We start from the raw sequence: 25,267 nt of genomic DNA on the forward strand, positions 1-25,267 counted from the left end.
ACATGAAAGTAGCACCCGCCGTGGTTGCGGTTATCCCAGCCGCTGGTATTGGCAGTCGAATGCAAGCTGACATACCGAAACAATACCTCACGTTACACAACAAAACGATACTCGAACATACGGTTGACCATATACTTGCTCATCCAGCCATTCAGCACGTTATACTGGCCCTTAATCCCGACGACGACATGTTTCCAACGCTAGCACTCGCGAGCAACCCCAATGTCACCGTAGTGACAGGTGGTAATGAGCGCGCAGACTCAGTATTAAACGCACTGCGTGAAGCTCATGGATTTGAATGGGCACTAGTACATGATGCTGCACGTCCCTGTGTTCAACACCAAGATATCACCAAGCTCTTGTCAGTTATCGACAATGAGAAGGTTTCCGGGGGTATATTAGCCACGCCGGTACGAGACACGATGAAACGTGCAAATCCGCCGTCATCAATCAATAAAGTGTCTACCACCAGTACAGTCTCGCATACAGAAAGTAGAGAAAATCTCTGGCACGCACTCACCCCCCAGCTATTTCCGGTAAAACTACTCACTGAAGCACTAGAGAGAAGTCTCGCAGAGGGCGTTGCCATTACGGATGAAGCGTCAGCCATAGAGTGGGCCAAAGGAAAGGTTACACTGATTGACAGTGATCCCATCAATATCAAAATTACTCACCCAGCGGATCTTCCGCTTGCTGGGTTTTACTTACAACAAAGAAATAAGGCGAGTTCATGCGAATAGGTCACGGTTTTGACGTACATAAGTTTGGTGGCGAGGGACCTATCACTATCGGTGGTGTAAAAATAGAGTACGATCAAGGACTACTCGCACACTCTGACGGTGATGTGCTACTACACGCCCTGTGTGATGCTTTGCTTGGCGCTGCCGCTTTGGGCGATATTGGTAAGCACTTTCCTGATACTGATGATGAGTACGCTGGCGTAGACAGTCGTGTGTTGCTACGTCACGTGATCAAAGTGATTGGCGAGCAAGGTTATGTGGTGGGTAATGCCGACATGACCATAGTAGCCCAAGCGCCCAAGATGGCGCCGCACATACAAGCCATGCGTGAAACCATCGCGCAAGACTGCAACTGTGCTCTAGACGACATAAACGTTAAAGCCACCACCACTGAGAAGCTTGGCTATACGGGTCGAAAAGAAGGTATTGCCGCTCACGCCGTTGTACTATTGGCACGCTCATGAATCAGTTAGACACTCAACATTGGCCGTTTTACTATGGCAAACCTAGCGCCTCGGGCGTATTTAAAACCTACCCAGACGACTTTCAAGTCATTGAAGACTTAGGCTACGAGCCCAGTGGTGAAGGTGAGCACCAATTCATTTGGGTTGAAAAGACCAACAATAACACTGCTTACGTTGCAGAACAGATCGCTCGGTTTGTAAAGCTTCCGCTGCGACAAATCACTTATGCGGGTAGGAAAGACAAGTACGCCAAAACTCAACAATGGTTCGGTATTCATGCCCCAGGAAAGCCAGACTTTGACTTTTCTAATTTCGACCTAGAAGGGGTTAAGGTACTTGCTCAGTATCGTCATCACAAAAAGCTTCGAACAGGGCAACTCAAAGGAAACCGCTTCATCATTACCTTGCGAGATGTGGTTGCTATTGATGAGGTCACATCTCGACTCTCTCATATTGGCCAACGGGGTGTACCCAATTACTATGGCGAACAACGTTTTGGTGTGATGCGTATCAACGACCAGGGCGAGGTACAGCGCGGTGGTAATCTGTTAATGGCTGAGCGCATGGTGAACGGTGAAACTATACGTCATCGCAACAAGCGTTCCATGGCACTCTCGGCGTTGCGTAGTTGGTTGTTTAACGAAGTTGTCGCTGCCCGTATTAATCAAGGTCATTTTGACAGTGTTCTGGATGGCGACGCACTATCGCTTACCGGTTCAAATAGTTTTTACATACAAACCCCAGAAGCCAGTGACAGTCAGGCGCGCTTCGACGCCCAAGACATCAGCCCTACGGCGCCTTTATGGGGCAAAGGAGCGCTGCCGAGTCAGGGAGACGCCCAAGGGTTTGAAACCAAAATTACTGAGCAACACGCTGAAGTCACCGAGTTTTTAGCCAAGTCAGGTTTTGAACAAGAGCGCAGAGCTATCAAGATTTGGCCACAACAACTTGAATGGACCTCTGATGGTGATACATTAACCATAAGCTTTTCATTACCCAGCGGTTGCTTTGCCACTTCGGTACTGAGGGAGTGTATCGAAACGTTGTCGCCCACTACGCACACAGAATAATAAAGGAAGACACACACCATTATGAGAGTTTCAAGAAAAGGAGATGCATTAGCAGAGCTGCTCTACAACGAGGGAGTTCGCTCTCAGAAGGTATTAAACGCCGTTGCGGGTACGCCCAGAGAAGTTTTTTTACCTGAAACACTGAAGCATCAAGCCTATTTAAATACGGCCTTACCCATAGGTCAGGGGCAAACGATTTCACAGCCCTATATCGTAGCGAAAATGACCGAATTATTGCTCGATAGTCCTACGCCTCCCAAAAATGTGTTGGAAATAGGCACTGGTTCGGGTTACCAAACGGCAATTTTGGCGCAGCTTTTCTCTTATGTGTATTCCGTTGAACGAATTAAGTCGTTGCAGTTTCAAGCAAAACGGCGAATGAATCAGCTTGACCTTCACAATATTGCCATGAAACATGGCGATGGCTGGAAAGGTTGGCCTTCAAAGGGACCATTTGACGCCATAATAGTTACCGCAGCGGCAAGCAGTTTACCGCAAGATCTTTGTGATCAACTGAAAGAAGGTGGTAGATTAATCATTCCAGTGGGTGACGACCAACAGTCATTACTGTGTATCGATAGGATCGAAGGGGAACTTAAAACCACAACAGTTGAGGCTGTGCGGTTTGTACCTCTGGTTGCAGGAGAGCTACTTTGAAAATTTTTGAGCCGTGTTATGACCTCGCTATTCGTTGGTCAAAGCACCCACACGCAAGTAAATACTTAGGCGGTCTGAGCTTTGCTGAGTCTGTGTTTTTTCCTATTCCGCCAGATGTCATGCTCGCCCCAATGTCGTTATCTCAACCTAACCGGGCATTCACTTTTGCGCTAATCACCACCATAGCGTCTATCGTTGGAGGAATTGCTGGTTACTTGCTAGGGTATTTTGCCTTTGATGCTTGGCTAGCGCCCGTTATAGAAAGCTGGGGATATACTCACAAAATCGAGACTGCCATGCAGTGGTTCGAAGCATATGGTGTCTGGATTGTATTTTTAGCTGGCTTCTCACCCATTCCCTACAAAATATTTACCGTAAGTGCTGGCTTTCTGCAAATGGCATTTCTGCCTTTTCTCATTGCTTCGGCCATTGGTAGGGGGGCTCGCTTTTTTCTCGTTGCCAGCTTGATGCGATGGGGCGGGGCACCAATGGAAGCCAAGCTAAGACAATATGTTGAAGCGCTAGGCTGGATAGTGGTTGCACTGGCTGTTATTGCCTACTTATTACTGAAATAACATGTCTACATACAATTGGCTAGGATGCACAGTTGTTATCACCTCGGCGCTGCTAGTAGGTTGTGGTGCGCGCACCACTCCTGCTCCTATTGTATTGTTAAACAGTCAACCATCAGAAGAGACGGGCGGGTACACAGACACCACCTATACCGTTAAGCCCGGAGATACGCTTTTCGGTATTGCTTGGTACACGGGTAATGACTATCGAGATATCGCTCAATACAATAATCTTGCCGAGCCCTATCGTATATTCCCCGGACAATCGTTGCGTTTAACACCTCCAGCTGCTCAGAAACCCGCGCCAACAGCGGTGAGAGTCACAAGCGCACCAGCACCTCGCCCATCAGTTCCCACCGTGGTTTCTACGGGCAATGAAGTCACATCAGTCACACCGACACAAGATACAGGTCTGACCACAACAAATACCGCCCAAAGAGTGATTGACCAACCACAATCACATGGGTATGGTGAAAGTGAAAATCTTGTTAATAAACATGAAAGTAAATGTGACAAAAACTCGTCATCGAACGTCAATAATGCGTCGCAGAACGGGTTCCCAGACAAGGTTTCATGTTGGGTGTGGCCAGCAGTTGGTGAAATAGTCGAAACCTTCGATATCGCTGAGTCTGGCAACAAAGGTGTTGATATTGCAGGGCCATTGGGGAGTGACGTAGTTGCTGCTGCTGATGGCAAAGTCGTTTATTCAGGTAGCGCGCTTCGGGGTTATGGCAATCTCGTGATTATTAAGCACACAGAATCTTTTCTAAGTGCTTATGCGTATAACAATTCAATACTGGTAAACGAACGAGACTGGGTGGTTGCCGGTCAAAAAATCGCAACCATGGGCAGTAGCGGAACAGACTCGGTCAGACTTCATTTTGAAGTGAGGTATAGGGGAAAATCTTTGGACCCACTTAAATACCTACCGAAGCAATAATTTATAATAACAATAAATAAGCATAAAAATATTTCTAAAGGAGAAACATCATAAGGTAACCTTTGAAGCAGGAGATTCAGTTATGAGCCAAAAAACTAAAGCTGAGATCGAAACGAAAACACTAGACGAATTAGACATCATGGAAGCCTCGGTAAAAGCTGAGGAAATAGCAGCAGATGCACTAGATAGTGAAAACGACGATGCCGTTATTAGTCAGGAAGACCTACCCAAAAACCTAGATGCCACCCAGCTATACTTGGGCGAAATCGGTTTTTCACCACTACTTACCGCCGAGGAAGAAGTGTATTTTGCTAGACGTGCGTTGAAAGGTTGCGAAGCCTCTCGCAAACGCATGATAGTTAGCAACTTGCGCTTAGTTGTAAAAATTGCGCGGCGCTACAACAACCGTGGCTTAGCCCTTCTTGATTTAATAGAAGAAGGAAATTTAGGCCTTATCCGAGCTGTTGAAAAATTTGACCCAGAACGAGGTTTCCGTTTTTCAACCTATGCCACATGGTGGATCCGTCAAACCATTGAACGCGCCATCATGAATCAAACCCGTACTATTCGCTTACCAATACACGTGGTTAAAGAATTAAATGTGTACTTGCGTGCGTCTAGAGAATTGTCTCAAAAGCTTGACCATGAGCCTACCGCAGAAGAGATTGCGTCGGCACTCGACAAGCCAGTTGAAGACGTATCGAAAATGCTACGCCTAAACGAGCGTATTACCTCGGTAGATACTCCTATCGGTGGTGAGAACGACAAGGCACTGCTTGATATTATTGCTGATGAAAAAGAATCGGGTCCAGAAGGTAACATTCAAGATTCTGACATCAAGTCCAATATCGTAAACTGGCTACAAGACCTCAACCCAAAACAACGTGAAGTACTTGCTCGTCGTTTCGGTTTGATGGGATACGAGCCGTCGACCCTTGAAGATGTGGGCGCTGAAATTGGGTTAACCCGAGAGCGTGTACGTCAAATTCAAGTGGAAGCGTTGCGCAGATTGAGAGATATGCTGGGCCATCAAGGTCTTTCATTAGAGAATCTGTTTGACCAAATGGGCTAGCGTTTAAACGTTGCTAACAAAGGCGTGCTACCAGCACGCCTTTTTTTATGCTCGTGTTAACGTAACAAAACGATAATTGTGAGGGTTTTTGTCGTCTGCAGAGAATGATTGAGTCTCTGATTCAGTCCAACTATGTACCGAATAGTCTGGAAATTGAGTGTCACCACTCACCTCTAGGTCTATATGGGTTAAATACAGCATCTCGGCTTGAGGAAGAAAAATCTGATAAATCGTACCACCGCCAATAATCATTACTTCTTGGTCTTTCTCTACTAACGTAGTGGCAAGATCCATCGCTGCCTCTGGTGAGCTTACTACAGATGCATCAGGCAAAGTGTACTCAGTGTTTGAGGTGATAACGATGTTTGGTCTACCAGGCAGTGCTCGTCCTATTGACTCGTAAGTCTTACGGCCCATGATCACTGGTTTACCCATAGTCACTTGTTTGAAGTGCTTAAGATCAGCAGGAAGATGCCAAGGCATATCGTTGTCAGCACCAATAATACGGTTATTCGCCATTGCGGCTATCATGGCAATTTTCATTCTTACCTATCGCGGTTAAAAAAGTTGACCTCATGATACATGAATGCAGTGATAACGTCTGTGGATTTACCCATTTCTCACTATGTACCCAAAATTAAAAAAACGCGACTCTTTGGCCGCGTTTTTCAATAACATGGTATGTAATAGACTATTTACGGTATTCTACTTCAACGTCGTAATCGTCTTCGTCCCAATCATCGTCGTCAAGGTCGTCATCAAGATCATCATGAGCTTCGATAGTATTTCTGTGATACGTATCCCACTTAAACTCAACTTCGTCTTCTTCGTCTTCTACTTCTGCCTCGACTGGCAGCGTTTCGATGAAATTCATGATCTCATGACAAAGCGGGTCAAGTCCTAGCCTTTGGAAGGCAGAAATTTGATACACCGGCCCTTCCCACTCAAGCTCTTCAACAATTTGCTTGCACAGCTCTTCGGTTTCTTCTTCAAGTAGCAAATCTACTTTATTGAAAACTAACCAACGAGGCTTACTTGCCAACTTAGGACTGTATTTTTCAAGCTCTTGTACAATGGCTTTAGCGTTTTCGGCAGGATCGCTTTGATCCGCAGGTAGTAAATCAACAATGTGGAGTAAAATTCGGCAACGCTCTAAGTGCTTAAGGAATCGAATTCCCAAACCTGCACCGTCGGCTGCACCTTCAATGAGCCCAGGAATATCAGCAACCACAAAGCTACGTTGAGAGTCTTGGCGCACTACCCCCAAGTTGGGTACTAGAGTGGTAAACGGGTAATCAGCCACTTTTGGTTTTGCCGCAGACACAGAACGAATAAAGGTAGACTTACCTGCATTTGGCATACCCAGCAAACCTACATCGGCCAATAGCATTAGCTCTAGTTTAAGGTTGCGAATCTCGCCTGGCGTACCATTGGTTTTTTGACGAGGGGCACGGTTTGTACTGCTTTTAAAACGAGCATTACCTAGACCGTGAAAACCACCCTGCGCGACCTTAAGCTTCTGACCGTGACGGGTCAAATCACCCAATACTTCACCGGTGTCGTCGTCGGTAGCACGGGTTCCCACAGGCACACTTAACGTAAGATCAGCACCACCACGACCAGTACAGTTACTGCCTTGACCGTTTTGACCACGTTCAGCACGATGGAACCTTTCGAAGCGATAATCAATCAATGTATTGAGGTTTTCATCAGCCATTAAGAATACGCTGCCGCCGTCTCCGCCGTCACCGCCATCAGGCCCACCTCGTGGGACGTATTTTTCACGTCTAAAGCCAATTACGCCATTGCCGCCGTCACCAGCTTCAACACGAATCTCAGCTTCATCTACAAATTTCATTTATCACTCCGGGCGAATTGCCTTGGTATTAGTGCGTTGTGGAACCTATAAGTCTATACCAATTCCAGCAGTATCGCCTGCAACGCAGACAACAATGATGTACTAGTGCGCTGGAATTTTAAAACTGTCTCACTTTACAAACAAAAAACCCCGCAAGCGCGGGGTTTTTCTTAAGCCTGTTCGGCGTAAGCAATAATGCGCTTACTCAGCAACAATGCTCACGAACTTACGGTTTTTCGGTCCTTTAACTTCGAACTGTACTTTGCCGTCTTTCAATGCGAACAATGTGTGGTCTTTGCCGATACCCATGTTGTCACCAGCGTGGAAACGCGTACCACGTTGACGAACAATGATGTTACCCGCTAATACAGATTCACCACCGAAGCGCTTAACACCTAGGCGTTTACTTTCTGAATCACGACCGTTTTTGGTACTACCACCAGCCTTTTTATGTGCCATTAGTTCGTGCTCCTATTATGCGTTGATACCAGTGATTTTCACTTCTGTGAACCACTGACGGTGACCCGCTTGCTTACGAGAGTGCTTACGACGACGGAACTTAACGATTTTTACTTTATCGCCACGACCGTGTGTAACAACCTCAGCTGTCACTTTACCACCAGCAACTACTGGTGTACCGATTTTTACATCGTCACCGTTGCTTACCATTAAAACTTTGTCAAATTCAACCGTTTCACCTGGGGCTACTTCGATTTTTTCAAGACGAACGGTTTGGCCTTCGGCCACACGGTGTTGTTTACCGCCACTTTGGAAAACCGCGTACATAGTTAACTCCGCTCTGCGTCACTGACGCTTCAATTCAAAAAACAGGGCGCGAATTGTACGTGATACATCTTTGGATCACAACCCCAATACAGACAAAAATCGATTATTTTTCCAACATTGCGCAAAATTCTTTTTAAAGGCGAACGTTGTAGCAATTTGGACCATAATTTTTTCGCTATTTTAACTAATTACAGAAGGACTTTGTACAATTAGATGAACAGAATAAGGATAAAAGACCCACTTATAGTATTTACGAGGCATTTCAACCAATTCAGTCAACAAATAGGGTGGATAGTCAATCGCTTTAAGGTACAATCTAGCCCCATTATTGCCGAGTACTATAACGAAGAATTTCAGCACACATGCCTATGGATATTGAAAAAATCCGCGCGATGGCCAGCGATGACATGCAGGCCGTTAACCAACTGATTCAGCAACAAGTAGAATCCGACGTATCACTGATTAATCAGCTTGGCTTTTACATTGTGAACAGTGGCGGTAAGAGGTTACGTCCACTACTTACGGTGCTTAGCGCACGTGCGATGGGCATTGAAAATACAGACCACCACACCTTAGCCGCAATTATCGAGTTTATTCACACTGCAACTTTGCTTCATGATGATGTAGTAGATGAATCTACACTTCGCCGTGGCCAAGAGACCGCAAATGCCATTTTTGGTAATCAAGCTTCGGTATTGGTGGGTGACTTTTTGTATACCCGCTCATTCCAGATGATGGTAAGCCTTAAGCGTATGCGAGTGATGGATATCCTTTCTCAAGCGACCAACCAAATTGCCGAGGGTGAAGTACTTCAGCTGATGAATTGTAACGATGCGTCAACCACTGAGCAGCGCTACTTTGACGTTATTTATGGTAAAACGGCGCGTTTGTTCGAAGCAGCCACACAACTTTCTGCGGTACTTACAGACCAGCCCCAAGCCGTAGAAACAGCGATGCAAGATTATGGCAAGCACTTAGGTACTGCGTTTCAGCTAGCCGACGACATCTTAGACTATATGGCTGATAGCGAAGAGATGGGTAAGAATGCCGGGGATGACTTGGCAGAAGGTAAGCCCACCCTCCCCCTACTGTACGCTATGTGGAATGCCAAAAATGACGATGATCGACAATTAATACAAGACGCCATTGAGCAAGGTAACGGTTTACCTCATTTGTCGAAAATACAGCAAATTATGCAAGACACCGGTGCATTGGAATACACCACCGCCTGTGCACACAAAGAAGTTCAGAAAGCAGTAGATGCGCTAGCTATTGTTCCTGACTCGCCATTCAAAGAGGCCTTAGCTTCTCTTGCGCACCTGTCTGTGGCTCGAACAAGCTAAAAAACACCTTCAGGTGAAATCTCTAATAGGTAATGATGGACTTTTTATCGCACGCCAGTGCCATCCATGGGGCTCAGCTTCGACATGCATGCCTCAGATGGCTATAAAAAGTCCATCGTCCCTCTTTAGATCGTTATAAAGACTGTTTCCCTGACTGACGTTATCTGACCTAAAATAACTCAAGTGCTATTGCTAATGCCCCTCTAGTAAAAATCCCACCATGCCCAATGCAAACCCCAAAATAGCTCCCAAGGTGGGTAGCCAGTGTTTTCTCATAGGCACTTGAGGGGCTATGTCTTGAAATACCGAGTAAAGAATACCTCCACCAGCAAAGAGCATGATGCTGCTAAGCAGCACCGGATAATCATCGAGTACCCAAAAACCAATCAAGGTCATCAAAGGGCCAAGTAGTGCCATTGCAGTAAAAATCAGGAGTAAACGTACTTTTTTGCGTTTGGTATTGGGTGCCATTTCTCTGAAAGCGTTAAACCCTTCGGGTAGATTTTGCAAACCAATTAACCCGCCAAGTAAGAGAGTGCTCCCGCCTGTGGCCGCTGCGGCACCAAGCGCTAAAGATTCTGGGATAAAATCGGTGAGCATGGCGGCAAGCTGGCTTGCCTTAGACTTACTGCGAGCAAAGAATATATCTAACCCCATAAACCCAATAGCACCGGCAATAAAACAGCCTATACCTGCGAAGGTAGGTAAACCTTCTAGACCTTGGGGCACAAGGACCAAGGCTACGGCAGACACAAGTGCGCCGGCTCCCAACGCCAAAATGCCATGGCGAAGCTCTTTGGCAAGCCATCTGGGTTGAATACCGTGAATAGTAGAAATGAGTGCGCCAAGGGGCATCGCCAAGCCCGCGAGTAATGCAATAATGAGTACATCATTCAGTGAGCTAGGCATGCTTTTTCCTTGAGATTAATTCAGCCCTAAATCCCGCGTCATGTTCTCGTTGCGATCGCGGTGAACAATAATATTGTCTTCGATACGTATTCCGCCGAAGGGGCGAAGTATGCCTATGGTGTCCCAATTAATGAACTTAGACGACGGAGTTGCTTTTAGATCTCGAAGTAAGCTGTCGATAAAATACAAACCCGGTTCAATAGTGAACACTTGTCTTGGTTCTATAATACGGGTGCAGCGCAAAAATGGATGTTCAGCGGGCGATGCTTTGGGCGTGCCTCTGTCATCATTCACCAGCCCTGCCACATCGTGTACCTGTAAGCCTAAGAAGTGGCCAATACCATGAGGGAAAAAGGTAGATGTAATACCCTTTTCAATCATCTCAGCTACGTCTAGGTTAACGATACCGCTGTTTTTAAGCATGTGAGCAATACCTTCGTGGGCAAGTAGCTGAACATTGGTGTATTCAGTACCGGGCTTAAGGGCATCGACCAAGCTGAGCGTTACCTTGTTAAGCTGAGCAATTAAGTCGGCGAACAAGCCGTCTTGATTGGTGTAGGTACGAGTAATGTCAGCCGCGTAGCCGTGAAAGCTCGCGCCAGCGTCAATCAAGAACGAGCGACTCTCGCTGGGCACTGCTGTATCACGCTGCATATAGTGCAATATGGCCGCATGTTCATTCAGCGCAACAATACTATTGTAAGGTACCTCGTTGTCGCCCTGTCCACAGGCTGATAAATACGCCAAATTGATTTCGAATTCGCTTTTACCTGCCAAAAAAGCCTGCTGGGCGGCATTGTGACCGGCCACCGCAATTTTATTGGCCTGGCGCATACAATCCAACTCATAGTCGGTTTTGTATGCTCGTTGATAATGTAAGTAGTGCATTACCCGGTCAGGGTTCACGTTATCGAAACCCAAGGCTTTAGCAACTTCGATATACTCGCCAATATAGGCATAGCGCGCTTTATCATAAGGCAAGTGTTTTTCTACCGCATCTGCTTGAGCAAGCATAACGATATTAAAACTCTCTACCCAAAAGTCTTGGGGGACAGGCGGAACTTTGTGCCAAAAATCTTCGGGACGATAAAATATTAACGTAGGTTTGTCTTCGCCGTTCACTACCAACCAACAATTTGGGTTGTCGACCACAGGGACCCAGGCTTTAAACTGAGGATTGACTGTGAATGGATAGTAGTTGTCGTCAAGGAACATGCGTTTGCCTTGACCTGAGTGGATCACTAAACCATCTAGCCCTTCACGTTGTAAGGCTTCTTTAGTGCGGCTTTGCAGCGTAGCAATATGCTCTTGATAGGTTGTCAATTGGCTAGACATAACACCTCTGTCGTTTATTAAGCCTGCCTAAAAGGCAGTGCACTTTTTTTAATAGTATGGCGTGAGTGTATCACGTTGCCTCGGTGAAATTTAACAGGTTGCCGTACACGTCTCAGCTGCGCTACCCGTCATATGAGACTCAATTTCGTCAAAGCTAGGCGCAGAAGCCCCTAGGAGGCTTACGAAAAATGGGGACGGAGCGTTTAGCTGCATAGCGTAAATTTCTCTATACGCCATAACGGCTTTGACGTAATCGCGGGTTTCTCGATAAGGAATATTTTCTATCCAAATATCCATGGGAACACTATTATCTTCGGGTAGCCATGCCAATACTTTACGCCACCCCGCATTGTAAGATGCAGAGATCAGCACATCATTATTGCCCAACTTATCCGTGAGGTATCGCAGATACTGTGCGCCATAACCCACATTGGCCTCTGGTTGAAATAAGGTATTGCGACTCACACGGCGCTTGTTTAAGTAGCGAGCAGTACTGGGGAGTACTTGCATTAGGCCTGTAGCCCCAGCAGTGGAGACGGCGTCAGACATAAAAGAGCTTTCACGGCGCGCAATAGCCATCGCTAGGGGTTGGGATATACCGTGCTCTTGAGCTGCTGTTTCAAATTGTGACGCATGTGCCAACGGGAAACGACGCTCCACGTCATCCCAATACCCGCTTTGGGCAAAGCTCACAATAGCTCGACTATGCCAGCCCCACTCGTGGGCCAAAATACCTGCTTGAGTCACTTCCTCTGTACTTAGTTGGGATAACAAGTAGCGCCATTCACGCCGCGCTTGGGTGTAGTTTTGTAGCGTCCATAAGGCTTTTGCACGCACTGCGGCGGGGTGCGAGGCAACAGTATTAATAACATCGGCATTACGCTGTGCCGGTTCATGGCCAAATGTGGGTGTTTGATTCAGTCGCGCACTGGCCACAAAACCGTAGTAATGGCGCTCTTGAGCAAGCGCTTGATAAACCGTGTTTGCTTGCCCTGACTGCCCTAGTGCTTCATAAGCCCGCGCTCGCCAGTAACGGAAAAAGTCTTCTTGCTGCAGCGCTTCTGGCGCTTGATCGATAACGGCGACTATTTCTTGCCATGATTCAGAGCGAAGTAAATAGGCTACGTGCCATTGCACCACATCATCATTCACCCCCGCCACATTGGCTTTATCTAACCAAGTAGGTGCTTCGGGTAAATCATCTATGGTCATGCTCAGTGAAATAGCACGGCGCAATACATGTTGCTGGGGCACAGAAAAGACCGCCTTTTCATCCCATTTATTGTATGCATCTACCGCCTTTAGCGGCGATTGCCAGGCTAATTTTTCAATGGCCCACACCAAAATTTCTGCTTCCTGTTCTGGATATTTCAGAGGAAATAGACGGCTAGTATTCGCCTGATTTTTATTACGCATGACCGCTAACCACGCGTTTGCTAAGTATTGCTGTTCAGTGGGCAAAAAACGTTTTAAGTAAGTCGCTAACTTACGCTCACCTTGTTTTGCCGCCATAGAAATACGTGTAAACGCAAGTTCGGGAGTTAAATACCCTGCTTTGCGCCACATCCAAAAGAGAGGGTCACAGTTATCGGGCTGAGATTTACCATGAAGCCACAGGCCAGTTACCTGTTGAATATAAGGCTCGGGATCGTCAACTTGCTTAATTTGATGCCGAAGGTAATGGCAAGTCAACTCTGCCCCCATGCCAGTACGATAGTTACGCGCAAGTGAGTGGAAGTGATTTTTACTCGCCAAATACTTTAGCCACCGTTTACGCATGCCAGAAACGACTGGTAGCCCCTCATAATCATTGAGAAATTGCTCTACTTCACGACGATTCGCGTAGGTAAAATTGCGATTTATTTTTGCCCGCAATAAATAGGCATAAAGTGGGTGTTCTTGATGTTGTTCGATTTGCTCTTCAAGTGAAGACAACTTGCGCCAAGAGGCGGTACGGATGTTTTTTTCGAGCGTGACGTACCAATCAAACTCTGCATTTTCAGTGGCGTCAGTATCAGCGAGAGCATAACCGCTTAATCCAAGGGCTAGAAGCCAGACACAAACTACCTGCAGTGTTAACCAATACGGGCGTAACACTTTGCTAGAAAGTACCTTGTGCATCAAACAATGGTGGGTTGCACTGTCCATTGTGTTACTGCTCCGCTAAAAGTTGAGAATACGCGACTGACAATAAGCATAGTAACGTTTATCACGGCTGATGGGTTAACAAAGGTATCAACACGAGCACATTGACCTGTTCAGCGCCATTAACGCAATGATAGTAGATTATTTTCACTGTGAATTGGCGGTTTACGGTAAACATGCCCATTATACAAACACAATATGTGAATTCGACCTTGAATTTCACTGGTTGCACCACCAGTATTGTAAAAAATTAAACAGCTGTTTGAATTTTTCATTGAAATTTTGTGTGGCTTTGTAAAGAATCTAGCCACCCTAACGCGTTAGTCGTGGAATTTGCTTCACTTGGAGCAGCGCACAACTAACATCCTGGCCAATGCCAAAGGAGATGATAATGATATACACAGGCAAGAGTCTGTCCGTCAGTCTTTTAGAAGACGGCTTTGCTGAGCTGGTATTCGACGCCGAAGGTTCAGTCAATAAGTTCGACCGTCAAACGGTTACTGAACTTGATGAAGCCACTCAAGCCCTACTTGCGGCAAGTGACATCAAAGGTGTGCTAGTACGCAGCGCAAAATCTACATTTATCGTAGGTGCTGACATTACAGAATTTACTGGCCTATTTGCCATGGAAGAAGCTGAAGTGCTGTCATGGGTTGCCAAAACATCACAAGTATTCGACCGTTTCGAAGACCTTCCGTTCCCCACGATTGCTGCCGTAAACGGCTTCGCATTGGGTGGCGGTTGTGAAATGACACTCGCCTGTGATCTGCGCATTGCAGACACCACTGCATCTATCGGTTTACCTGAAGTTAAACTAGGCCTAATGCCTGGTTTTGGTGGTACAGTTCGTCTTCCTCGCCTTATTGGTTCAGATAACGCTCTAGAATGGATGACCACTGGTCGCGACCGCAAAGGCGCTAAAGCCCTAGCAGAAGGCGCGGTTGACGCAGTAGTGGCACCAGAAGCACTCGTTGAAGGTGCGCTTTCAATGCTGAAAGACGCTGCGGCGGGTAAATTTGACTGGCAAGCTCGCCGCGCTGTGAAAAAAGCGCCGCTTCAGTTAAACAAAAACGAAGCTATGATGAGTTTCAGCACTGCGCAAGCCATGGTATTTGCCCAAGCAGGTAAACACTATCCTGCGCCGCATAAAATGGTAGAAACCGTACAAAAAGCAGCGGGCCTTGGTCGCGAAGGTGCACTTAAACTAGAAAACGAAGGCTTTGTTGCACTAGCAAAAACCGACGCAGCAAAAGCGCAGATTGGTATTTTCTTAGCCGACCAGCTAGTCAAGGGCAAAGGTAAGAAGCAAGCAAAAGCAGCGACTAAACAGTCTTCACTTAATGCTGTACTGGGTGCAGGCATTATGGGTGGCGGTATTGCGTATCAAAGCGCTGTTAAAGGCACGCCAGTCATCATGAAAGACATTAACCAAGGTGCGTTAGATCTTGGCCTGTCAGAAGCAGCGAAGATCCTTGGTAAAGGCATGAAACGCGGCAAGGTTGATGCAGCCAAAATGGCACAAACCCTTAACGCTATTACGCCGACACTTGAATACAGCACGCTGAAAGATGCAGACCTTGTTATCGAAGCGGTAGTAGAAAACCCGAAAGTCAAAGGTATTGTACTTAAAGAAACCGAAGACAACGTAGCAGGTGACGCTATTATCTGTTCCAACACGTCAACGATTTCTATCAATCAACTGGCTAAGAGCTTAAATAAGCCAGAGCGCTTCTGTGGTATGCACTTCTTCAACCCAGTACATCGCATGCCATTGGTTGAGATTATTCGCGGCGAAAATACCTCAGAAGAAACTATTAATGCCGTGGTAGCTGCAACGCTGAAAATGGGCAAAACCCCGATTGTTGTAAACGACTGCCCAGGGTTCTTAGTGAATCGCGTATTATTCCCTTACTTTGCAGGCTTCAGCCAGCTATTGATTGACGGTGCTGACTTTGTTGCCGTTGATAAAGTGATGGAAAAAGTATTCGGCTGGCCAATGGGCCCTGCCTACCTAATGGATGTAGTCGGTATTGATACGGGCGACCATGCGGCTGACGTAATGGCTGATGGTATTCCAGAGCGTATGGCACGCCTAGAAAACGACCCAGTGACCTTGTTCTACAATGACAAGCGTTTAGGCCAGAAGAATGGCAAAGGCTTCTATAACTACGGTGTAGATAAGCGCGGCAAGCCGAAGAAAACTCCAGCCGAAGAAGCTTACGCACTGATGGCGCCACACGTCGCTGAAACTAAAGACTTTGACGCTGACGACATTATTGCACGCCTTATGATCCCTATGGCCAACGAAGCTATTCGCTGCCTAGAGGAAGGCATTGTAGACAGTGCAGCAGAAGCCGACATGGCACTACTTTACGGCTTAGGATTCCCTCCATTCCGCGGTGGTATTTTCCGCTGGATTGAAACCATTGGCTTGGCAAACTTTGTTGCAATGGCAGACAAGTACGCTGAACTTGGCCCTATTTATCAGATTTCAGACGGCGTTCGTGAAATGGCCGCTGCTGGTAAATCATATTTCGCTTAAGACCCGGAGGATAATCTAATGAAAGAAGTCGTCGTAATTGATTGCGTACGTACCCCAATGGGTCGTTCAAAAAATGGTGTATTTAGAAACGTGCGTGCAGAAGACCTGTCTGCTGCACTTATGACCGCGCTGCTAGCGCGTAACCCAGGTGTTGATCCTGCGGAAATTGAAGACATTATTTGGGGCTGTGTTCAGCAAACCAAAGAACAGGGCTTTAACGTAGCGCGCAACGCCCAGCTACTTACGCAAATTCCACGTACCACAGGTGCAGTCACGGTTAACCGCTTGTGTGGTTCATCGATGCAAGCCCTTCACGATGCTGCTAGCGGTATTATGAGTGGCCGTGGTGATATTTACATGATTGGTGGTGTAGAGCACATGGGTCACGTGCCTATGAACTACAACATTGATTTTCACCCAGGCCTTGCCAAGTACACGGCAAAAGCGTCTGGCATGATGGGCATGACTGCAGAGCTACTTGGTCGCCAGAACGGCATTACCCGTGAACAGCAAGACGCCTTTGGTGCACGTTCGCACCAGCTAGCGCACAAAGCGCAACTTGAAGGCCGCTGGGCTAACGAGATAGTGCCTGTTGAAGGCCATGATGCAAACGGTGTGTTGAAGCTAATCGACCATGACGAAGTGGTTCGCCCTGAAAGTACTGCGGAAAGCATGGCTGCACTACGCCCTGTATTTGATCCGGTAAACGGCACGGTAACAGCAGGTACCTCGTCTGCACTGTCGGACGGTGCATCAGCAATGTTACTTATGTCGGCTGAGCGTGCAAAAGCCCTTGGCCTAACGCCTCGTGCAAAAATTCGCTCAATGGCAGTCGCTGGTTGTGATGCAGCTATTATGGGTTACGGCCCAGTACCGGCAACACAAAAAGCCCTTAAGCGCGCTGGCCTGACTATGGACGATATTGAACTTGCAGAGTTTAACGAAGCGTTCGCCGCACAGGCACTATCGTGTATTAAGCAACTAGGCTGGATGGACAACCTAGATACCAAGATTAACCTTAACGGTGGTGCAATAGCACTTGGTCACCCGCTGGGTTGTTCTGGTTCACGTATCTCGGGCACGCTCATCAACCTAATGGAATCACAAGACGTAAGCTTAGGCTTAGCTACTATGTGTATTGGTTTAGGCCAAGGTATTGCTACAGTATTCGAGCGTGTTTAAACGCTGATATCGTCGCACTTTGAAAAGGGCCTACGGGCCCTTTTTTTGTGCGTACCAGAATCCTTATGAAGGCTCGGCTGCTATTTCAAAATTCTAGAAAGTGGACTTACTACCCCCTGTGCACCTTGCTGTAACACATGGGTATAGATTTGGGTTGTTTTCACATCAGAATGCCCTAACTGAGTTTGAACTGTGCGAATATCAGCGCCGGCTTGCAGTAAGTGGGTAGCAAAGGAATGCCGTAATGTATGTGGCGTTACCTTCTTTTTAATCTCGCAGTCTTTCGCTGCTTTTCTTATTGCCTTTTGAATGCTCGTTTCATCCACGTGATGGCGTCGTAGGCGTTGGTTTTCGGGGTCGACCGATAACCTTGACGACGGAAAAAGGTACTGCCACTCCAAAGATTTAGACGCATTCTTGTACTTCACTCTAAGCCGATATGGTAAATACACACCGGAAAAGTCAGGATCATCTAGATCCGCCATTAAATAGTTTTCCACCAAGCCCACCTGCCGCACTAACGCAAGCTTTAATTCGGTGGCCAAAGTAACCACCCTATTCTTTCCACCTTTACCATCCCAAATTCGAATAGCGTTGTAGTCGAAATCAATATCTTTCACCCTTAGCCGAACTGACTCCATCAAACGCAAACCACTGCCATACAAAAGTGAAATAGGCAATTTATGCACGGCGGGGATCTTCGAAAATAAGAGCACGACTTCATCTTCGGTAAGTACCACGGGAAGCTTTGCTTTGCGCTGGCTATTAACAAAATCTAGAGTAAGGGATAAAGGACGTTCGAGCACATCGCGATACAAAAACGCCAAGGCATTTAAGGCACTGGCCTGCGTTGCAGGCGCAACGTTTTTGGCGGCGACGAGATATGATAAAAAGGCTTCGACTTCTTCGTCGCCCAAATCGGCGGGATGGGCATTGTCATTGAAGCGAATAAAACTAACGATCCAACTGCTATACAACTCAATTGTACGTTTGGCATAGCGCCGATTGCGCATATGCTCAACAACCATTTGCAAGAACATGGACCTCATTAATTCGCCTATCATTAAACTGTATGTAAACACAGCTTCTACAATTTAATGAGGCCTGTAAATTATTCAGGAATGATTCCGTACTATTGCTCAGGATTTTCTAGTCCAAAGTGTAGTGAATTGATATTGGGGTATTTTCGTGCGAGAGTTGAAACAATAGGAAATCGTATATATGGAATTATTCCGTCTTGCATAAAGGACTTTTTCCGTACATTAAATTGTTATGTTGCAATAAACATCGGAGGTTTGAAAAATTGAAGTCGAGAGTGCTTGCATGTTTTCTTATATTCTTCCTTTCATCAGCCCAAGGAACAGAAGAGTATGTTTGGGATACACTAGCGTCACTAGATAAAGATGCGATTGAAAAGAGATCAATCTTTTTTATATTAGAGAAAATGCCTCATCTAAAAGGTATTGAAATTAAGCTTGTACAAATAAATGCTCAATATCACAAGAGTGGCCCAACTCTGAATTCTTTGTTTATCCATGCGAACTCTTTTAAGCCAATTTCAGAGAATAAAACTCTTGGCTTTCAAGATCTAAGCTACGGCATAAGCCATTATGCAGAGTTTGTTAGGGTGAATTTTTCAACTGCTGGCGTACCTGAAAGTATCAGTTATAACGAATCTCTTCTCGGACAAAATGAAGAGGAGTCACTAGAAAGGTTCAAAGAGTTATATGACTTCTATTAGCCTCAATGGCTGGCAACATAACAAACAAATTATGGCGCCCGCCAAGGCGGGCTGGGACGCAAACACGCAGGCGGCTTCGCCATTATCGCCTGCGCATCCGCGCCCCATATTTGGGCGTTAGGTGTACACGAAATTTCAAATGGAGACTTTATGAATAAACAGAAAATTAGCAAATCAATGAAGGCTTCAGATCTCATTGAAATGCAAACTGAAGTAGCACTAGCTCAATCAATGGCAAAATCAAAAACACTCACCATAATGGTGGCAATTGCTGTCTTGTGCATTGGGACTCTCTCGTACTTTTTATTCAAAAGCATCGGGGCGTAGTTTTGATGACTTGTACTCCTAACAAAACGCTTAAGTCGCAACCCGCTGCGCGGGCTGCTGGGACAAATATACAATGCGGCTTCGCGATTATCGCATTGTACATTTGCCCCTTAGCTTAGTGTTATGTGCTTAAAGGAAAAATATGAAATCATGGAATGAATTAACTAATCTACAGCGCGCTATTGTTGGAATTACAATGGTTGTTGCCGCGGCGTTTCTACCAGAAATTGCGTTTTTAGTTCAGCTTGGAGGTATGGAAGTAGCGGTTGCTATGGTTTTTGCTAGCCTTGCCCCTCTAGCATCGTGGTTATCTACAAAATACCAAAAAGTTAAAATGTGTATTTGCACTGCGATAATAGCTTTAAGGCAAAGTGCCTCTGCAAAACCTTCTGTGTTTTGTGTTCAAGCTTCATTTTGTGCAGTCGCAATTGTATTCACAAGTTCAGGTATATTGGCATTCTGCTTTTTCATGCCCAGCATGTTACTAAACGGGGTTTTAGCATGAACGCACATAACAAAACGCTCAAGTCGCATCCCGCTACGCGGGCTGCTGGGACAAATACACAATGCGGCTCCGCCATTTTCGCATTGTGCATTTGCCCCTTAGCTTAGTGTTATGTGCTACAAGGAATAATTAGATGGATTTAGTACTCGCCAACATAATAACTATTGTATTTTTCATTTCAGGTTACACCATAATTCAAAAAGCTATCTCAAATAAGCCCTTCAGCTCTTTGACAATTTTGGGTTATTTCTGTCTTATTTTCTGCGGCCTTTCCATTTCTGCTATGTTTTTTGCTTTTCTAGTCGGTCTAGCGCTACCGGAAATTTACCCAATTACACTTTCGTACAAAGCAATATTTGTATGCCCGTTCATTAGCCTATATTTTTTGTACAAAATGCTACAAAGTAAAAGGATGTTTAATGTACGCACATAACAAAACGCTTAAGTCGCAACCCGCTGCGCGGGTCGCTGGGACAAATACACAATGCGGCTTCGCAATTATCGCATTGTGCATTTGCCCCTTAGCTTAGTGTTATACGCTCTTAATTAACAAGGATAGAAATGCTCTCTGAAAAACCTAATTACTTAGCATTCACGGAAAAGAATGCAATCAAGCTTCCTATCGCTTGGTGCCTCTCCGCCTTTTTTATCGGTTTAGCTACTCAGGAATTGTCCGCGACTATCTTTACCTGTCTTGCAACGCTTTTTGTGGTTTGGTTGTGCTACAAGGTATCGAGTTTTTTTCTCAGCTTTCAGCAACACAGTGGCATTTTAAAAAACGCCACTTACGACAATGTAATTAAAGCTATATGGTTTATTGCCTTGTTCAGCATAGCTATATCGTTTGCACAGTCTCTACTTTTTAAAGACGGAGCTGACGTATATTTTAACGCCTGCTTTTCGATAAGCTATTTCAGTTTCATGCTAGCTGCGGCGAAAAAATGGGGTATGCACTACGTTGAAAAACGCGTATAACAAAACGCTCAAGTCGCATCCCGCTGTGCGGGCTGCTGGGACAAAAACACAATGCGGCTCCGCTATTATCGCATTGTGCTTTTGCCCCTTAGCTTAGTGTTATGCTCCATCCAATAAGGAACATTAGTGAGAGACCCAAAAAGAATAGACGAAATACTCGAATCACTACGGGAAATTTGGAAAGCTCAACCTAACTTGCGCTTCCATCAACTTATCTACATTCTTCAAAATGAATATTCTCTGGCAAACAAAGGACTTGGGAAGGTGGAAAGTGCAGAGATAGACGGTTTTAAACGAACAGGATTCGACTTTTTCAACGTAGAAGACCAGTCTTTTCAAGAGTTTCTAGAGCTTAGCCTAGAACAAGGGCGTTGGGGCAATGAAGCATAACAAAACGCTCAAGTCGCAACCCGCTGCGCGGGCTGCTGGGACAAATATACAATGCGGCTTCGCGATTTTCGCATTGTACATTTGCCCCTTAGCTTAGTGTTATAAACCATGGCGAAATTCAGGCTTTAACTCTTTTTTAAGTAGCCATTAGCTTCTGGTTTGTCTTTTCAATTAACAGCGTTTGTACTCAAACATTCGACTGCGTAAACAACTCACTCTTTTCGGCCTCTCTTCGCGGATAATTCAAGAACGGCTACGACCGAGTGAGTGAAAGGTTGTTTTTAATTTTACAGTTGCTACATCAGCGGTTACTTGTGGCGGCAAATCTCTTTTGAAAGCCGCTTTAGCTCAGTGCGCGCCATGGCAGGTTGTTAAAAACATCAAAAACAAATCTAAGGCAACACTCTTTTCACTTGCAGCTTTTACCGTAAATCATTTATAACAAACAAATTAAGTCGTGCGCTGACGCGCACTGGGACGCATACACGGGGCCGCTGCGCGATTATAGCCCCGTGCCTGCGCCCCTTATTTGGAAGTTATGTGCCTTCAAGGATAAATAAATTATAAGGATTGTAGTGACTAAAAGAATCGGAAACCTAATTAGCGTAGTCTTAGTTTGGGCGCTAGTAGCTTACATATTTGTCTTTGGTTTTGCTCAAATACAATGGTCTGACTGGGAAGGCGGCTTACCTTGGTTAGCTGGAGTAGTTTTTCTGTTTGGAAGTGCCGGATTTACATCAAAATGGCTAATGTACGAACCGCCTAAACAACAATGATTATTCAGCTAACGACACATAACAAAACGCTCAAGTCGCAACCCGCTGCGCGGGTCGCTGGGACAAATATACAATGCGACTTCGCGATTATCGCATTGTACATTTGCCCCTTAGCTTAGTGTTATATGCCTCAATCAATATGAATATAGATTTGGAAATTATAGAAGACATTATTCAGCTTGCTTCGGCTAGGCGCGAAGTAGTTACCGCTCGTGTCGGGAATAAAGAAGAATACTCCCAGAAGGATTTAGTAGCGAAATCGAACATTGAAGTCGAATTGTTTGATTCAATGGATAGTCTTTCCCCCTTGGAATTTGCTACTGTATTCAAAATAGCACTTAATGGCGGATTGAAAGGCTCAACTCCATCGATGCAATTACCAGAAAATATAGACATGCTTTATTTGGAGATTAATTTGGATACGCATTTAAAGCTTGGACTAGAATTGCTAAAGGAAACCTCAATTGGGCAGACTGGCACCGGCATATAACAAAACGCTTAAGTCGCAACCCGCGGCGCGGGTCGCTGGGACAAATATACAATGCGGCTTCGCGATTATCGCATTGTACATTTGCCCCTTAGCTTAGTGTTATGTGCCAGCGAAGGAGAAACAATCTTTGGAACTAGTTTTAGTGATTTTATTACTGGGCTTAGGAATAACCTTGTTCTTTGTCGGTAGTTTGATTAGTGCATTGACAGCCATAGGTAACAAACAGCATATTTTTGGCATTGCTACAATTCTATTCCTTCCTCTTTCACTAATTTACTGTGCACTGAATTGGAAAACAGCCTCTTATTCTGGGAAATTGGTTTATTCAGGTTTTGCTGTTTGTTTAGCAGGTTATCTATGCTTTGCATTGTTTTACGGAGGCCTTTGATACATGGCACCTAACAAAACGCTTAAGTCGCAACCCGCTGCGCGGGTCGCTGGGACAAATATACAATGCGGCTTCGCGATTATCGCATTGTACATTTGCCCCTTAGCTTAGTGTTATACGCCACTCAAAAATGGAAAGATTTATTAGGGATAAATATGATTTTGGCAAAAATTCTGAAAGTAGTTGGCTGGATTGTAGCGAGCTTTGGAGCGTTAGCTTCGTTAGGACTTTCTGCTATGGTAACTTACAGGGCATTTTGGGCGCCAACTTCATTTTTAGTTTCTGGCTCAGCAGAAAACTTAACAATTGCGGAAGGTAATGTAGGCGAAGGAATATCTGTAATTGTAAGCGCCATGCCTTTTATCGCTATTTGTTTAATTGTTTTAGGGATTGGTATTTGCTTTATTTTGGTAGCAAAAAAATCATTGCAGGCAAATGGCGTATAACAAAACGCTTAAGTCGCAACCCGCTGCGCGGGGTGCTGGGACAAATACACAATGCGGCTTCGCAATTATCGCATTGTACATTTGCCCCTTAGCTTAGTGTTATAAGCCACAGGAAAATTTATGGATTTGGTTTATTTATTGGCAGGGATTTGTTGCGTTCATTTGGCTTGGGCATTTTTAAATACATTAGCCGTTAACAACACTCTCTTTATTAAGAAAAGCTCTCAAGTTGTAACTTTACTCGCTAATTGGCTTGTACCGATTATTGGGCCACTTGCCACTGTACTAATTCTTCGTTCAATAAACCCAAAATCTAACAGTGGCAACCCAGTAAAAGACCATTCTGGTAGTGGCAATTTGTATTCAGGCAACGAGGGTTCAAATTCAGGTGGTAGCAGTGGAGATTAATTTCACTAAACTGGGATGTATTAAGAATGGCTTATAACAAAACGCTTAAGTCGCAACCCGCGGGGCGGGTCGCTGGGACAAATATACAATGCGGCTTCGCGATTATCGCATTGTACATTTGCCCCTTAGCTTAGTGTTATGTGCCTGAAACGTTATGAATAAATCACTATTTAAGAGCACTTTCATTTGGCTGTTAATATTTGCGGTAATTTATTTGCTAGCTGACTTAGTCTTTTTTCGCGGATACCTAATTGAAACAAAAAATGGTGTTATTGCTGAGACATACTCTAGTATACCGAAACCAAGTGGTGCGGGGCCGCTAGTTCATTACGCCACTGTAAGACTTGATAATGGCATGTTCTTGAAAGTTGTTTGTGAACCAAGATGCTATGTAGGTTCAGAAGTTAAAGTATCTTCATACAAACCGCTTTTGGGAGGTAATCTCAATTATTATGCAACCGGCACATAACAAAACGCTCAAGTCGCATCCCGCTGCGCGGGCGTGCTGGGACAAATATACAATGCGGCTTCGCAATTTTCGCATTGTACATTTGCCCCTTAGCTTAGTGTTAGGTGCTTAAATGAAGCTATTTATTTTAATTGCAGTTTTAACCTATTCTACAAAAGCACTTGCGACTTCTTATGAATGCACTGTAAAGCTTCAAAACCCGCTAAATTTCGATGTTAGCGTCATCTATACATGGCACAATCCAGCCCTAGAACAAACAGATAGTGAACTTAAAAAAATTGTAGTTACTAGTAATAGTGCAGGTAGCGTGAGTACTGTCAATTACCCTTTCATTCTTATTAAATCAATGTCACCTTTAAGTAAAATCGATATACCTGAAAAACTCATTGCAACATCCTGCAATTCGGGAGGTACTCTTGTTATTGAAAAACGCACCTAACAAAACGCTCAAGTCGCAACCCGCTACGCGGCTCGCTGGGACAAAAACACAATGCGGCTTCGCGATTTTCGCATTGTGCTTATGCCCCTTAGCTTAGTGTTATAACTCTCGGAGTTTAGTTTGACCAAAGAAGCTCATTTGCAACTGTTGGGTGAGATCAGAGCCGAAATATCTCAGCACATGCAGTGGCGTAGAAAGTTATTCGATCACCCTGACAATACTGAATTCGAAATCACTCCGGAGTCTGTTGAGGATACGTATCCATCTCTCGCTAAAAAAAAATAACGTGCTACAAAAG

30 protein-coding genes are annotated in these 25,267 nt (G+C 45.3%); 22 read left to right on the plus strand and 8 right to left on the minus strand.

The window, feature by feature from the left end; translation table 11 throughout:
- Positions 1-2 precede the first annotated feature (2 nt).
- From ispD to rpoS, 7 genes are all read left to right on the plus strand, one after another.
- Positions 3-740, plus strand: coding sequence for a 2-C-methyl-D-erythritol 4-phosphate cytidylyltransferase (ispD, locus tag EYS00_RS14130; RefSeq protein WP_130637706.1), 738 nt, complete (start codon positions 3-5; stop codon positions 738-740).
- Positions 731-1,204 carry a 2-C-methyl-D-erythritol 2,4-cyclodiphosphate synthase gene (gene ispF, locus EYS00_RS14135; protein WP_130637708.1) on the plus strand — a complete coding sequence of 158 codons (474 nt, stop codon included), beginning with the start codon at positions 731-733 and terminating at the stop codon, positions 1,202-1,204. Before ispD ends, ispF begins: the two co-directional genes overlap by 10 nt.
- Positions 1,201-2,274 carry a tRNA pseudouridine(13) synthase TruD gene (truD, locus tag EYS00_RS14140; RefSeq protein WP_130637710.1) on the plus strand — a complete coding sequence of 358 codons (1,074 nt, stop codon included), beginning with the start codon at positions 1,201-1,203 and terminating at the stop codon, positions 2,272-2,274. Before ispF ends, truD begins: the two co-directional genes overlap by 4 nt.
- A 21-nt stretch (positions 2,275-2,295) precedes the next feature.
- A complete protein-coding gene (locus EYS00_RS14145; RefSeq protein ID WP_130637712.1) occupies positions 2,296-2,931 on the plus strand; it encodes a protein-L-isoaspartate(D-aspartate) O-methyltransferase in 636 nt (211 codons plus the stop codon).
- The gene (locus EYS00_RS14150; RefSeq protein ID WP_130637714.1) at positions 2,928-3,506 is read left to right on the plus strand and encodes a YqaA family protein; all 579 of its coding nucleotides are present in this window, start codon (positions 2,928-2,930) and stop codon (positions 3,504-3,506) included. The genes EYS00_RS14145 and EYS00_RS14150 overlap by 4 nt, the downstream gene beginning before the upstream one ends.
- Position 3,507: 1 nt before the next feature.
- Entirely contained in the window at positions 3,508-4,443 is a 936-nt protein-coding gene (locus EYS00_RS14155; RefSeq protein WP_130637716.1) for a peptidoglycan DD-metalloendopeptidase family protein, read from the plus strand.
- 82 nt (positions 4,444-4,525) lie between these two features.
- A complete protein-coding gene (gene rpoS, locus EYS00_RS14160) occupies positions 4,526-5,515 on the plus strand; it encodes an RNA polymerase sigma factor RpoS (RefSeq protein ID WP_130637718.1) in 990 nt (329 codons plus the stop codon).
- A 45-nt stretch (positions 5,516-5,560) separates the two neighbouring features.
- On the opposite strand, the gene folA is transcribed toward rpoS, so the two are convergent.
- From folA to rplU, 4 genes are all read right to left on the minus strand, one after another.
- Positions 5,561-6,058, minus strand: coding sequence for a type 3 dihydrofolate reductase (gene folA / locus EYS00_RS14165; RefSeq protein ID WP_242618774.1), 498 nt, complete (start codon positions 6,056-6,058; stop codon positions 5,561-5,563).
- A 148-nt stretch (positions 6,059-6,206) separates the two neighbouring features.
- Positions 6,207-7,373 carry an Obg family GTPase CgtA gene (cgtA, locus tag EYS00_RS14170; protein ID WP_130637720.1) on the minus strand — a complete coding sequence of 389 codons (1,167 nt, stop codon included), beginning with the start codon at positions 7,371-7,373 and terminating at the stop codon, positions 6,207-6,209.
- A gap of 201 nt (positions 7,374-7,574) precedes the next feature.
- On the minus strand, positions 7,575-7,832 hold the full coding sequence (gene rpmA / locus EYS00_RS14175; RefSeq protein WP_115591793.1) for a 50S ribosomal protein L27: 258 nt from the start codon (positions 7,830-7,832) through the stop codon (positions 7,575-7,577).
- 15 nt (positions 7,833-7,847) lie between these two features.
- Complete coding sequence (rplU, locus tag EYS00_RS14180; RefSeq protein WP_130637722.1) at positions 7,848-8,159, minus strand: 50S ribosomal protein L21; 312 nt, start codon at positions 8,157-8,159, stop codon at positions 7,848-7,850.
- A 368-nt stretch (positions 8,160-8,527) separates the two neighbouring features.
- Here rplU and ispB point away from each other — a divergent pair, with 368 nt between their 5' ends.
- The gene (gene ispB / locus EYS00_RS14185) at positions 8,528-9,502 is read left to right on the plus strand and encodes an octaprenyl diphosphate synthase (protein ID WP_130637724.1); all 975 of its coding nucleotides are present in this window, start codon (positions 8,528-8,530) and stop codon (positions 9,500-9,502) included.
- Positions 9,503-9,694: 192 nt separating this feature from the next.
- Here ispB and EYS00_RS14190 read toward each other — a convergent pair whose 3' ends face one another.
- The 3 genes from EYS00_RS14190 to EYS00_RS14200 all read right to left on the minus strand — a co-directional run bounded on the left by EYS00_RS14190 (position 9,695) and on the right by EYS00_RS14200 (position 13,894).
- Positions 9,695-10,411: a ZIP family metal transporter gene (locus EYS00_RS14190; protein ID WP_130637726.1), complete on the minus strand. Its 717-nt coding sequence runs from the start codon at positions 10,409-10,411 to the stop codon at positions 9,695-9,697.
- A gap of 15 nt (positions 10,412-10,426) precedes the next feature.
- A complete protein-coding gene (gene pepQ / locus EYS00_RS14195) occupies positions 10,427-11,746 on the minus strand; it encodes a Xaa-Pro dipeptidase (RefSeq protein ID WP_130637728.1) in 1,320 nt (439 codons plus the stop codon).
- A gap of 90 nt (positions 11,747-11,836) precedes the next feature.
- Complete coding sequence (locus EYS00_RS14200; RefSeq protein WP_130637730.1) at positions 11,837-13,894, minus strand: transglycosylase SLT domain-containing protein; 2,058 nt, start codon at positions 13,892-13,894, stop codon at positions 11,837-11,839.
- A 388-nt stretch (positions 13,895-14,282) separates the two neighbouring features.
- On the opposite strand from EYS00_RS14200, the gene fadB reads away from it, so the two are divergent.
- Positions 14,283-16,433, plus strand: a complete 2,151-nt coding sequence (gene fadB, locus EYS00_RS14205) for a fatty acid oxidation complex subunit alpha FadB (protein WP_130637732.1) — start codon at positions 14,283-14,285, stop codon at positions 16,431-16,433.
- Between the two features lie 18 nt (positions 16,434-16,451).
- Positions 16,452-17,615, plus strand: a complete 1,164-nt coding sequence (gene fadA / locus EYS00_RS14210) for an acetyl-CoA C-acyltransferase FadA (protein ID WP_130637734.1) — start codon at positions 16,452-16,454, stop codon at positions 17,613-17,615.
- 80 nt (positions 17,616-17,695) lie between these two features.
- On the opposite strand, the gene EYS00_RS14215 is transcribed toward fadA, so the two are convergent.
- Positions 17,696-18,664, minus strand: a complete 969-nt coding sequence (locus EYS00_RS14215) for an integron integrase (protein WP_130637736.1) — start codon at positions 18,662-18,664, stop codon at positions 17,696-17,698.
- Between the two features lie 254 nt (positions 18,665-18,918).
- Here EYS00_RS14215 and EYS00_RS14220 point away from each other — a divergent pair, with 254 nt between their 5' ends.
- The 12 genes from EYS00_RS14220 (at position 18,919) to EYS00_RS20560 (ending at position 25,254) form a co-directional block, all read left to right on the plus strand.
- A complete protein-coding gene (locus EYS00_RS14220; RefSeq protein ID WP_130637738.1) occupies positions 18,919-19,356 on the plus strand; it encodes a hypothetical protein in 438 nt (145 codons plus the stop codon).
- 150 nt (positions 19,357-19,506) lie between these two features.
- Positions 19,507-19,683 (plus strand): hypothetical protein, encoded by a 177-nt coding sequence (locus EYS00_RS20550; protein WP_165399388.1) that lies wholly within the window; start codon positions 19,507-19,509, stop codon positions 19,681-19,683.
- Positions 19,684-19,825: 142 nt separating this feature from the next.
- Positions 19,826-20,188 carry a hypothetical protein gene (locus tag EYS00_RS20555; RefSeq protein ID WP_165399389.1) on the plus strand — a complete coding sequence of 121 codons (363 nt, stop codon included), beginning with the start codon at positions 19,826-19,828 and terminating at the stop codon, positions 20,186-20,188.
- Between the two features lie 561 nt (positions 20,189-20,749).
- Positions 20,750-21,163, plus strand: coding sequence for a hypothetical protein (locus EYS00_RS14230; RefSeq protein ID WP_130637741.1), 414 nt, complete (start codon positions 20,750-20,752; stop codon positions 21,161-21,163).
- 126 nt (positions 21,164-21,289) lie between these two features.
- Positions 21,290-21,553 carry a hypothetical protein gene (locus EYS00_RS14235; protein WP_130637743.1) on the plus strand — a complete coding sequence of 88 codons (264 nt, stop codon included), beginning with the start codon at positions 21,290-21,292 and terminating at the stop codon, positions 21,551-21,553.
- Positions 21,554-22,128: 575 nt separating this feature from the next.
- Entirely contained in the window at positions 22,129-22,329 is a 201-nt protein-coding gene (locus EYS00_RS14240) for a hypothetical protein (RefSeq protein ID WP_130637746.1), read from the plus strand.
- 73 nt (positions 22,330-22,402) lie between these two features.
- Complete coding sequence (locus EYS00_RS14245; protein WP_130637747.1) at positions 22,403-22,819, plus strand: hypothetical protein; 417 nt, start codon at positions 22,403-22,405, stop codon at positions 22,817-22,819.
- A gap of 127 nt (positions 22,820-22,946) precedes the next feature.
- Positions 22,947-23,207, plus strand: a complete 261-nt coding sequence (locus tag EYS00_RS14250) for a hypothetical protein (RefSeq protein ID WP_242618775.1) — start codon at positions 22,947-22,949, stop codon at positions 23,205-23,207.
- A gap of 65 nt (positions 23,208-23,272) precedes the next feature.
- On the plus strand, positions 23,273-23,653 hold the full coding sequence (locus EYS00_RS14255) for a hypothetical protein (RefSeq protein WP_130637749.1): 381 nt from the start codon (positions 23,273-23,275) through the stop codon (positions 23,651-23,653).
- A gap of 120 nt (positions 23,654-23,773) precedes the next feature.
- Complete coding sequence (locus EYS00_RS14260) at positions 23,774-24,061, plus strand: hypothetical protein (RefSeq protein ID WP_242618776.1); 288 nt, start codon at positions 23,774-23,776, stop codon at positions 24,059-24,061.
- A 581-nt stretch (positions 24,062-24,642) separates the two neighbouring features.
- Complete coding sequence (locus EYS00_RS14265) at positions 24,643-24,969, plus strand: hypothetical protein (RefSeq protein WP_130637751.1); 327 nt, start codon at positions 24,643-24,645, stop codon at positions 24,967-24,969.
- Between the two features lie 120 nt (positions 24,970-25,089).
- Entirely contained in the window at positions 25,090-25,254 is a 165-nt protein-coding gene (locus EYS00_RS20560) for a hypothetical protein (RefSeq protein WP_165399390.1), read from the plus strand.
- The last annotated feature ends 13 nt before the right edge of the window (positions 25,255-25,267 follow it).

It is taken from the genome of Alteromonas sp. KUL49, assembly GCF_006538345.1.
Taxonomy (GTDB): Bacteria; Pseudomonadota; Gammaproteobacteria; order Enterobacterales; family Alteromonadaceae; genus Alteromonas.